The organism is Neobacillus sp. GCM10027624, assembly GCF_042675345.1.
Taxonomy (GTDB): domain Bacteria; phylum Bacillota; class Bacilli; order Bacillales; family Cytobacillaceae; genus Neobacillus; species Neobacillus cucumis_D.
In genome coordinates this window covers 271,835-283,895 of record NZ_JBHTHD010000013.1, presented here as the reverse complement: position 1 = coordinate 283,895, position 12,061 = coordinate 271,835, and the positions used below count along the sequence as shown (strand labels likewise).

General features: G+C 37.4%; 10 protein-coding genes. 1 reads left to right on the top strand and 9 read right to left on the bottom strand.

The features are described from left to right. Positions 1-7: 7 nt before the first annotated feature. The 9 genes from ACFQZ9_RS22400 to ACFQZ9_RS22360 form a co-directional block, all read right to left on the bottom strand. Positions 8-568 carry a 4Fe-4S dicluster domain-containing protein gene (locus tag ACFQZ9_RS22400; protein WP_071354772.1) on the bottom strand — a complete coding sequence of 187 codons (561 nt, stop codon included), beginning with the start codon at positions 566-568 and terminating at the stop codon, positions 8-10. Beyond that, positions 569-2,737: a molybdopterin oxidoreductase family protein gene (locus tag ACFQZ9_RS22395; protein ID WP_498945485.1), complete on the bottom strand. Its 2,169-nt coding sequence runs from the start codon at positions 2,735-2,737 to the stop codon at positions 569-571. Next, positions 2,724-3,806 (bottom strand): hypothetical protein, encoded by a 1,083-nt coding sequence (locus ACFQZ9_RS22390; protein WP_198311569.1) that lies wholly within the window; start codon positions 3,804-3,806, stop codon positions 2,724-2,726. The genes ACFQZ9_RS22395 and ACFQZ9_RS22390 overlap by 14 nt, the downstream gene beginning before the upstream one ends. 148 nt (positions 3,807-3,954) lie before the next feature. Further along, entirely contained in the window at positions 3,955-5,139 is a 1,185-nt protein-coding gene (locus ACFQZ9_RS22385) for a hypothetical protein (RefSeq protein ID WP_498945484.1), read from the bottom strand. 142 nt (positions 5,140-5,281) lie between these two features. Continuing rightward, entirely contained in the window at positions 5,282-6,478 is a 1,197-nt protein-coding gene (locus tag ACFQZ9_RS22380) for an HD-GYP domain-containing protein (protein ID WP_498945483.1), read from the bottom strand. Between the two features lie 212 nt (positions 6,479-6,690). After that, positions 6,691-7,935: a sensor histidine kinase family protein gene (locus ACFQZ9_RS22375; RefSeq protein WP_498945482.1), complete on the bottom strand. Its 1,245-nt coding sequence runs from the start codon at positions 7,933-7,935 to the stop codon at positions 6,691-6,693. 188 nt (positions 7,936-8,123) lie between these two features. Beyond that, positions 8,124-9,539, bottom strand: coding sequence for an amino acid permease (bcaP, locus tag ACFQZ9_RS22370; RefSeq protein WP_498945481.1), 1,416 nt, complete (start codon positions 9,537-9,539; stop codon positions 8,124-8,126). A gap of 295 nt (positions 9,540-9,834) precedes the next feature. Then, on the bottom strand, positions 9,835-11,103 hold the full coding sequence (locus ACFQZ9_RS22365) for a sensor histidine kinase family protein (protein WP_498945479.1): 1,269 nt from the start codon (positions 11,101-11,103) through the stop codon (positions 9,835-9,837). 105 nt (positions 11,104-11,208) lie between these two features. Next, the gene (locus ACFQZ9_RS22360; protein WP_498945478.1) at positions 11,209-11,658 is read right to left on the bottom strand and encodes a hypothetical protein; all 450 of its coding nucleotides are present in this window, start codon (positions 11,656-11,658) and stop codon (positions 11,209-11,211) included. Positions 11,659-11,749: 91 nt separating this feature from the next. On the opposite strand from ACFQZ9_RS22360, the gene ACFQZ9_RS22355 reads away from it, so the two are divergent. Further along, positions 11,750-12,061 (top strand): hypothetical protein, encoded by a 312-nt coding sequence (locus tag ACFQZ9_RS22355; protein ID WP_498945476.1) that lies wholly within the window; start codon positions 11,750-11,752, stop codon positions 12,059-12,061.

Genomic DNA, 12,061 nt, shown 5'->3' with positions numbered 1-12,061 from the left:
ATCCCTCCTAAAACAGTTTTGTGACACCCTGCAAGATACCAGGGAGATTCACTCTTACATTTGTTTCGCCTTCTAAATAAGGCATGCTTGTTACCCATTTACCGTTATCTAAATTAAATTGCTTTTGTTTTGCTTCAATTTCTTCATCTGTCAGCCATTGCAATGTATTCGACGGGCAGACACTAGCACACATTGGCGGAATTCCATCCTTCGTCCGGTCGATACAAAGATCACATTTATACATTAAATTCTGCTCTGTATCAAACTTTGGTATTCCATACGGACAAGCAATCGTACAGTTCTGGCAGCCGATACATTTTTCCACAAGTGCCGAAAGCACGGCACCTGTTTCATGAATTTGAATAGCCTGTGCCGGACAGCTTCTCGCACATGCCGGATTGACACAGTGAAGGCACATAAGAGGCATCGTTTGACGATTGACTAGCGGATTCACATCGTAAACATAGTTTCGATTGCGTTGTTCATGCCCGCCGCACTGTGTACAAGCCGCTAAACAGGATCGGCATCCTATACAGTTTTCAAGTTCTAAATACAACCTCTTTTTCATTTACTGCACCTTCTTCATTTCTAGTTTTTCGATTTGTGCTGCACATGCTTTAAACTCCGGCATGCGGGAGATTGGATCAAGTGCATCAATTGTTAATAGATTGATAGATTTATCGTGTCCAAAATGATAAGGAACAAACACCGTATCTTTTCGAATGGCTTCTGTGATTTTTACTTTATATTCAGCCTCACCTCTACGGGTAAAGAGGCGGACATATTCTTCATGTTCAATATTATATTTTGCCGCTGTTTCAGGATGAACCTCCACATATGGCTCAGGACACATGTCACGTAAGAATTGAATTCTTCTTGTTTGATTACCTGATAGATAGTGGAAAACGACACGACCTGTTGTTAGGCGTAACGGATATTCTTCATCTGGCTCTTCAGCAGGCGGGCGGTATGGCAGGGCACAAATTTTCGCCTTTCCATCCGGATGATAAAACTTCTTATCTAGGAACATATGTGGTGTACCTGGATCGTTTTCATCTTTGCAAGGCCAGAAAACACCATCTTGTTTGTCGATTTTATCCCATGTTGCTCCGTAATAGTCCGCATAGCCGCCTTTTGAAGCTAAACGGAATTCATCTGCAACATCTCTAGCGGTTTTCAGATGAGAGAAATACTTCCCTCTACCTAATTTTTCAGCCAACTCCACTTGCATTTGCCAGTCCGGCTTTGATTCACCGATTGGCTCTTGTGCTTTATTAATTTTAATAATCCGTCCTTCAAGGTTGGTTACCGTTCCTTCATCTTCTGACCATGTGACAGAAGGAAGGACGACATCCGCATATTCTGCTGATTCAGATAAGTAGAAATCAGCACATACCATGAAATCCAGGCTCATTAACGCTTTTCGAATAAAGTTTTGATTTGGAGCAGAAACGGCAGGGTTCGAACATAGCAAATATAAACCGCGAATTTCCTTTTGCTCCATTAATTGAAACATTTCTACTGCTGAAACTCCTGGCTTCGGCATTTCATCAGGGGTAATGCCCCATACCTGACATACTTCTTCCACATGCTTCGGATTGGTTAGCTTACGATATCCCGGCAATAAGTCTGATTTTTGACCATGTTCGCGGCCACCCTGACCATTTCCTTGACCAGTAAACGTTGCAACACCTGATTTTGGACGGCCAATTTTTCCTGTTACAAGCGCCATGTTGGTGTAACCTGAAACATTGTCGACTCCCTTATGCTGCTGTTCGATTCCACGCGCGAACATTACGATAGCATTTGGTGCTTTGCCGTAAATTTCAGCGGCACGGATAATCTTTTCTTTTGCAACACCAGTAATTTGACTTGTATATTCAGGAGTAAATTCTTTAACTAATTCTTTTGTTTCTTCAAAACCATTGGTATGGTTGTTAACAAATTCCGCGTCGGCATAACCATTTTGTATCAGTAGATTTAAAATTCCATTCGCCAGTGCTAAGTCTGTTCCTGGACGTAAATCTAAGTGAACATCTGCTCTTCTGGCAATTGGTGTTTCACGAGGGTCAGCCACAATCAAGTAGCCGCCTCTTTCCTGTACATGCCAGACACGGAACATCGAGGTTGGATGACATTCAGCTGTGTTACTTCCGGCAATGAACAAGCAATCTGTTTCATGGAGATCGGTCCATGGCAATGTTGAACCACGGTCCACTCCGAAGGAACGTAAGAATCCACCGGCTGCACTGGACATACAGAAACGTCCGTTATAATCGATATATCTTGTTTGAAGGGCAACCCTTGCAAACTTTCCTGTTAAATAACATTTTTCATTTGTCATCGATACACCGCTAAAGACGGATAATGTATCTTTTCCATACTTTCCTTGCAGTTCGGTAAACTTCTTCGCAATCAGGTCATATGCTTCTTCCCAAGTTGCTTCACGGAAGCCCTCTTGTGTCCCTTTTAAGGAAGCATCATCACGAATTAATGGTTTTAAGATTCGATCCGTGTGATTCGTTTGTTGATAAGCAGTTACTCCCTTCGGACACATTTTACCAACATTTACCGGCCAGTCATAACGAGGTTCTACCCCTATGATTTTGTTGGTCTTTGTATTTACACGTAAATTCATTCCACATTGCATTCCACAATAAGCACAATGTGTTTTTATTAACGTTTCGTTTGGATGCCGTACATTTTCAATTTCTCTAAAAAACTTATCCCTTTGCATTCTGGTTTGCCTCCTTGACCTTCACTTGGTGGGTTGGGAATCCTGAGAATCTTGCAATGCGGTATTTTCTGCGGCATGGCAGGCACAATTCAGCAAGATTAAAACCGTCTTCCATATTAAATTCGATTTCATTGACACCTAAAACTTGAATGACATCGTTTGATTGTTCAACTGAAACAAAATGATCTCCGCACACTTTACATTCTTTCATATGCTGTTCTCCATAATGTTCTCGGTAATTTCTTGCAAAAACGCTCATTGGACGGAAAGGAATATGGGCAAGCTTTCCGAATGGTAAATAGATTAATGTGATAATCACTGAAAATTGGTGGATTAAGGACATTTGCGGCTGCATCCAGCCATGTAATACGATGTTCTGAAAGGTTAATAACAGACCTGTAATCGAAATAAACAATAATAGGTAAAGCGGTAAGAAATCGTACATGAATTTTTGCTCGGCTCTTGCCTGCATGTTTTTTAAACGGCGGTAAAGCGCCATGCAAACACCTGAAATGACCATGATGGCGGCAATATTCAGTGCGTTATAAGAGAAAAAGGCGATAATCCCTTCAGCCGGAACCTTCATGACATTCATTCCGAAAAGCACAATATTATAATAGCCGTTGTCTTCCATCGTAAAGTACATCCAGCTAAATACGAGCGGGAAGGTCACAAGACACGCAAGCACACAGCCCCAGCCAATTAAGATATGTTGCACCCATCGGTAAATTCCCCGATTCCGGATAAAATCGTAAATCGCTAAATGACTGACTGCAGTTTTCGCTGTGCTTTTTCTAAAAAGCAGTTTTAAACCTTTTTTAATGATAATTTTGGTTGGCGGTCTTTCGCCCCAGGCAATAAATCGATAGAAAAAGCCACCGACAAAGACAAGGGTTCCCACCATGTATCCGTATAGATTTAAGTCAATATGGGTAAACATTCTTGTTCCGATAAAGGTTAAAATCGCTAGTCCGACGACAGTTAAAAAGACTGATTTCGCAAAATGGGATGCAAACGCATCATTGACCGAGCGTTCCTGTTTTTTACTTGCTACTAGTTTCGCTTCCATTTCAAGCTCCTCCTAAAAAAAAATAACACTAACGTTTTGTCTTACCTTATTGTAAGAAAAACGTTAGTGTTACAAATATAGGGGAACTCCCCCATCCTCGGGGGAAAAAACCCTTAGAAATATGGATTTTGACAAAAGTCTGTCACAATTATGATTTTTGAAGGTATTTTCCCCTCCAGGAATTGATGAGCAGGTAAAAGAACAATACAATCTGTAGGATGAAGAGAGTCGAATCCCAAAAGCTAATACTTGAAGGGAATGTTTTAAAGCCTGGGATTACTTCCTTTATCGAATAAAACAATTCCGGAAAGAAATAAAAAATATATAAAAATACAGTTAAACCGACCCCTATAAAATATAAAATGGAATAGCCGATTACAGTCTTTTTTTCGCTTTCAAAAAGGATTTCACCAGTGGTAAGTGATTTTCCAAACGGTATAAGGCCCCTTAGCAGCCCTTGAGCATTTTCCATCAAATTATAGCAGCCCGAACAATTCTCAATAAGGTAATAAAAATCTGTTTTCATGTAAATACAGCATTGATACACCATTCTAAAAAAGATATCTAAAACAACAATTTTCATTAGGCTTAGGAAAAACCCTGAAATGGGAGCAAAAAACATTTGACCTGCTAAAGCAAAAAATAGGATAACCGTATCAAAACAGATACCTGCCAAAAATAACTTATTTCGATCCTTTGCTGGTAATTTCCATACTGTGGACATATCTGTTTCTAAAACTAAAAGAAATAATCGATGTCCCACATTTATTTTTGCAGGCAGATTATAAGAACGTAATGCCATAATATGTCCAAATTCATGAATTAAAACAAGAAGAGACCTGAGTACAAATAACAGCGGTAAAATTAAAGACATCGAGTCAAGAACGAATAAATCTTTATAATGCGGGAACAAAGAAGGATTTATGATTAAAAGAATGATATTAACAAAAAATAAAAACGAATAAACAATATAAGCATACCGATTGAAAAAGATTCTCCCAATTATGGAGGGAATCCATAGAAATCCTAAATCTTCTTTTTCCCTTTGATTACACTCAATTTTTACGCCGTTAATTTCTGCTATTAGATTTAATGAAATTAACTGGTCAGCAAATTCAATCAGGTCCACGTCTTCATTAGGATATTTCGTACGAAGTTGATGCTCGATTTCTCCTAACTGTATTCCCTGGCTGATTAAATGAATCGCATCAATACAAATCTCCTTCATTTCATAAAACTCACCTGAAGCTTGATCTTCGACAATATAATTTTTTTTATCTCTATGAATTTCGATTTCGACCAATTTGAGAAAGGAAGAATAGCTAACGCTCATTTAACCACCCTTTTACTTTTAATCTATAAAAAAGGATGCTTAGCTAAAAAGCTAGCATCCAACATTTTTCAAGGCATAAAGATACACCACCAGCAGGTAGTTTTGATCTTTTTTAACTTCCGGATCTTCATGAGGTCACCCCCTAACCGTTTGTCTTTTCTTCATGTATGTTTAAATTATTATGTCCTAATCCATCATTCAATTTACTATGAATGGTTTTCCATTTTGGTAATACTTTTTTATATTCTTCTACTAATTCAGGATCAAACTGTGTCCCGCTTCCCTCTAAGATTCTACTATTTGCTTCTTCAACGGATAAAGCTGATCTGTACGATCTTGTTGAGGTCATAGCATCAAAAGCATCTGCTATGGCGGATATCCTTGCGAGAAAAGGTATTCCTTTACCCTTTAATTGGTCCGGGTACCCTTTTCCGTCCCAACGTTCATGATGGGAACGTATAACAGAAATACTATTCTTTAAACCCACCACCTTGGAGACAGCTTCGGCTCCTACAATGGTATGAGATTTTATAATTTCATATTCTTCATTCGTTAACATACCAGGCTTCATTAATATTTGGTCTGGGATATTAATCTTTCCAATATCATGGAGTAGACACGCATAATTAAATGACTGTAACTCATCTTCTGAAAATTTCCCACTTACTTTTGCCAACTCTAATGCATAGCTGGCAACCCTTTCACTATGCCCTCTTGTATAAGGGTCCTTAAGTTCAAGAGTCGCAATTACTCCTTTTACAATGCCCACTATCTGTTGATCATAAGATGTTTTTATTGCTTTTACATACGATTTGAATCTATATAAGATAATGAATGAAAGTACTGAAAAAATAGCTACAATTAAAACTGGCAAAAGAACTACTGGAGATTGGATGATTATCCCATCAAGAATGTATTTTAATAATAAACCGACCGTTACCACCTTAACAAAAGTCGTACTGACAAATACTGGAGATAATAGAAGCCAAAACACTTCAACTACATTTCCTGTTTTAAAATGAGTAGGGTCACCCATAAAGGAAATGATTTCATTTATTAACGATACACTTGTATAGGTAATAAAATAGACATATTTTATTAGGTATACCTTTTGTCTTTTAAATAAATAGTAAGCAATTGGAATTAATGCAAACATGAATAAATAAATCCATAAACCTAGGACATCTCGATTATCATTTTTAAATTTCGGATCATAAATTGAAATTATTCGAAAAGATAAATCATACGCAATGGAGATAAAATAAAACAAAACTAGAAACCATTTTAATGTTCGGCCCTCTTCATTTCTTATGTTGGGGTCTATTAATTTTTTTTTCATATATTTACCTCACATAATGGATGCTAAAACTTTTAGTAGAAGAGAGAAATCAATTAGCTGAACAACATCTAAATTCCAACACTTTTCTACATTATAAATCATTTATTTTAATAGAAGAATACAAATGAGAGATGAATTTTTGTATTTTTGTAGAAATATCTTCGGAAAAATAGGATAAATTACCCAAAGTCAAATACAGACTAAATTTCATTCTATCTTTCCGAATTTTGGTTTATCGGTATAACCACTTCAACCTTTGTCCCTACACCAAACTCACTAAGAAAGTTCAGGTCCCCGAAATGATCGTTAATAATTTGATTCGTAACCATCAGACCCAGACCTGTTCCTTCCTTTTTGGTAGTGTAAAAAGGTTCACCTAAACTTAACAGGCTTTCCTCAGAAATTCCGCAGCCCCCATCTTGGATCGAGATATGCACACTTTTTTCCTTTGCTTCTTTTACGTTAATTTTCACCTTACCTCCATTAGGCATTGATTCAATTGCATTTTTTATTAAATTAATAAAAACTTGTTTCAACTGTTTTTCATCACATTCTATTGCTGGTAAAGGCCCTTCTATAACCGTTTCAAGTATGACATTCTGGTTTTTGGCCTGTTGCTGAGTAATCGATAAAGTATAAGCAATTATTTCTTCAATTCTTGCTCTGTCGAATTTAATTTTTTTGGGTTTTCCTAGATACATCAAATCATTGACAATTGAATTAATACGGTCAATCTCTTGAATCATAATGGGGTAGTGGTCATTTGTATTTGGGTATCTCTCCTTTTGTAATTGCGTAAAACCTTTTAAAGAAGATAACGGGTTTCGAATTTCATGCCCAATAGCTGCAGCCATTTGACCGATAACAGCAAGTTTTTCTTTTTGCCTTAGCTCATCATGTACATGTGTTAAGGAATCAATATAGGATTTAAATCTTATTAATAGAATAAAAGCAATAGCACCTATGATGAAAAACATCAAGACTGGAAATAGCGCACGGTAATCATGAAGGATTAATCCCAAAAAGAGATCTTTTCCAATCATACTAAGAGTAACTGTCCAAAAGTATTTTTTATTAACAAAAACTGGTGAAAAAACAATGAATAGAATTTCCACAATATTTCCACTAGCAAATGGCTTTGATGTGCCTAGATAAGTAATAAGACAATCAATTACATCAAAAAATATATAACCGTAAATATACAGATACTTTACAATGTACGGATTTCCCTTTTTTATATAATAAACTCCAATGGGCAATAAAGATGATAATAAAAAATATTGCCATAATCCTAAACCATCATTAAGGTCTTTTAACTCCTTTTCATTCGAAAAGGAATAGATATAATCATAAAAAAAATCAAATGAAAAATAGATTATATAAAATAACCACAAAAATAATTTAATGGCTTTTTTCTCTTCAAATATTAACTTTTGATTTCTGAAGCCCTCTTTCATATTTGTAAATCCTCCAATGACTTAAGAAACGCGATAGATTTTAATTAATCTTTCCTACTATTCTACCACCTATTATAAAAATTACCGACAGAAATTTAAATTATACGATGATTTTCGACATATTTTTCAATGTTCAACCCATAGGAAAAAGGACCCCTTTTTGAGGTCCTTTCCGCAATTTTATAGAACTAACTAATTTTTCTCATTTCCTTTACACTGCTATTCAATGTGGAATGCTTGCGTCCGTAACCGAAGTAAACAGCTAGACCGATTACAAGCCACACTCCAAAACTAATCCATGATGTTGCTGGAAGCTGAAGTGCCAAATATCCGCAGAATAAGAAAGCCAAGATTGGTACATATGGTACCAATGGAACGCGGAAACCCTTTGGAGCTCCTTGATTATTTTTACGCAGATATAAAATCCCGATTGAAACGGTCATGAATGCTAATAATGTTCCGATGTTAACAAGCTCAGCTAATTTGCCCAGCGGCACTAATCCTGCAAATATGGATACAAGGAAGCAGGTAATCCATGAGTTCATCATTGGAGTTTGTGTTTTCTTGTTTACCTTTGAGAAAACTTTTGGTAATAATCCGTCACGACTGATCGCATAAAACAAACGAGTTTGTCCATAAATCATTACAAGTAAAACCGTTGTTATTCCGGCTATTGCACCAAGTGATATGAGGCCAGCCGCCCAATCTTGATGGATAAAGTTAAGAGCGAATGCAACTGGATTTTTAACATCAAGCATTTGGTAAGGTACAATTCCTGTCAAAATGGCCGATACAGCAATGTATAAAACAGTACAAACAATTAACGAAGCGATAATTCCGATTGGTAAATTACGCTGCGGGTTTTTTACTTCCTCCGCAGCCGTTGCAACAGCATCAAACCCAATATAAGCAAAGAAAACAGTTGCAGCACCAGTTGCGACGCCTGAGAAACCAAATGGCATAAACGGAGTCCAGTTAGATGGTTTTACATACCATACACCGATAACAATAAATAGTACAACGACCGCTAGCTTTATAATTACCATGATCGCATTTAAACGAGCTGACTTTTTAACACCTTGTGTTAATAAGAAAGTGATAAAGAAAACAATGATAATAGCCGGAACATCAATAAACGTTCCATTTGCCGGATCATATGCGCTTGTGATGGCCTTCGGAAAATGGATGCCGAAACCTGCGAGAAGCCCCTGAAAATAACCTGACCATCCACTGGCAACTGCCGATGAGGCAAGTCCGTATTCAAGGATTAAATCCCACCCTAAAATCCAAGCAATGATCTCACCAAATGTTGCATAGCTATACGTATAGGCGCTTCCTGATACTGGGACCGTTGAAGCGAACTCCGCATAACAAAGTGCAGCGAACACACAAGCTAAACCAGATAATATGAAAGAGATGATGAGTGCTGGTCCTGCATGTTCTGCAGCAGCAACTCCTGTTAATACGAATATACCAGTTCCAATGATGGCTCCAATGCCCAGCATCGACAAATCAAAGGCACCTAATTCCTTTTTTAAGGTTATATCTTTTTGTCCAGCCTCTTTGATTAAGGCCTGGATTGATTTCTTTCTAAATAAATCCATTGTGTTTACCTCCTCGACAAATGTCGAAATGTTCTGAATAAATACTTCATAAAAATTTATATTGAAATAATATAATTTATTATTATAAAAAGCAATATATTTTGAAAAATAAAACAACTTGTAGATAATACCAAAACAGAATTTCCCTTTTATAAGGGTTTTTAACAGGGAATGATTGCGTTTTCACTATATTTACTTCTATCGTCATTATATTATTATAATAATTTCTATTACCGAAATAATTTTTTCGTTATAAAAAAAACTGACCATTCGTCTGAAGGGCCAGTTAGACTATTTATATGTTTATGACTTCCTTTTTACCTGCAGGTAGTATCATCGTTACTTCGGTGCCAACTCCAGGTTGACTTTTGTAGGACACCTTCCCATTCATGGTTTCAATAATTCGTAATGAAACAGATGTACCAAGTCCAGTTCCCTTATCCTTTGTCGTATAAAATAAGGTTCCAATCCTTGATAGCTGCTCATGTGTCATTCCCTTGCCGGTATCTGTTATCAAAATAATAGCATTTTGATGATCATACTTGAACTGAATCGCAACCTTCCCTCCTTCTGGAGTAGCTTCAATTGCATTCTTTATCAAATTAACCAGCGCTTGCTTTAATTGATTCCGATCTGTAAACAGCGAGAAAGCAGTTTGGTTAAATTCACTTTTAAGCGTCACCCCTTGTTTTACCGCAAGCGGATCCAAAAGCATAACGACTTCTGAGAGAACATCTGCCAGTTGAAACTTCTCTAATTTTTCAAATTTAGGTTTCGCGAAATTTAGATAATCATTAATAATTGATTCAGCACGTCCTAATTCACTCAAAACAAGGGAAAAGTATTCATAATTTTTACCCTGTTCCTCTTTTTGCATCAATTGTAAAAATCCCTTCACAACGGTCAATGGATTCCGCACCTCATGGGCAATAGAGGCAGCAAGTTCCCCCAACGTATTTAACTTTTCAGCCCGGATAATTTCCTCTCTCATTTTATTTCGTTCGATCACATTTTCACTTAGCTTTGAAGTGATGATAATGGCAAGAGTATGTATAAATCCGATAAGAATAATATCAGGAATATTAAGTACTATTTTGAGTGGGGCCCCTTGAAAATAGTGGTAGGTATTAAATGAAACAAAGCAAAGCAGCAGGGGCCAACAGCCAATTACACTTGAAATAAGCACCCTTTTATTAGGAGGTAATTTCCAAAATCGTTTCGCAGCTAAAAATGATAGTAAAGCAGTTAACAGCGTATTGGCGAGCCCAAAATATATGGTGTTTCCTCCCATAATGATTCGAGTCACAACAAGGGTTCCGAAAACCATCCCTCCGGCTCTCGGTCCCGCGTAAAGAAAAGATAGGACGAGAGGGACGTAACGGAGGTCCCAATGAAATCCATAGTTTGCATGTGTAAAAATCATACAGGTTAGGGCAACTAAACTTTGCAGCGTACCGCTAAGAATAGGAGAGTTCATTTTACTATTTTTGTCTGAAAGAACGCTATAAATTAGGACTGGTGCAATTGTGATTAACAAATTCAATAGAAGTCTTTCCGCCAGCATCGCCGTATTCCCCCAAAAACCAACTATATTCTCAGTTATTCGACAAAAATTTCTCCTTTCCTTTAAAACGAAGAATTTTTTTACATGAGGTATACTTTTTTGCGGTTAACGACTCTTGCCAGTAAAATTCCCATAGTAAATATAGCATTTTCGGTCTTCATCAATTTCTCTTGAATCTAAAGCAAATTCGAGAAACATCCCATCCTTTTGAATATAAATAAAATCCGAATGCAGGCTGGTCAACACTTCTTCATGTCCCCATAATTCTTTGCTTTCTAAAAGCTTTGTCCCTGATGGGCTAAGTTCTCTAATCTCAAAACCGATATAGGAATAGCTCTGCTCTGTTCCTTCGTTTACGTAATCTTCTTTTTTAACATAAAGAACCGCCATACCATCGGGATCCATGGCAGTGGCCGTTACGGCATACGTCCGGCCTTCTTTGACAAAAAAGTCACATGTCATTCTTGCTACAGCTTCCGTTATCGGTAAGTCCTGGTAGCTCCATAATGCAGGATAGTTCAAATCCTGGTCGTCAAGGCGATATTCCAGCCGCATCCTCATCCCTCTTTCTTTTTTGTTTCAATTTTACCATTGTTTTCCTCACCATTCCTTCTATAATAAAAATAGATTAAAAAGGGGTGAGACAGTGAGAAAAACACAATGGTTAATAACGGGGGTTCTTACCTCTCTAGTAGCTGGAACCATATCCGGGTGTTCACAGGACCTGCCGCCTAAACCGGATGATAAGCGTTGTGCCGATTGGGAATGGGATGACGATCAAGGTGTTTGGCAGTGTGATGATACCCATTCAGGCTATTATCATCATTATTACCACGGGGGAAGTTTCTTTAAGAGCAAGTCAGCTCTTCATAAATCATCTGCCTATAAATCTTATAAATCCTCCTCCAGTTTTAAAGGCGGGTTTGGGAGCGGTTCAAGAGGCGGATTTGGAGGGTAA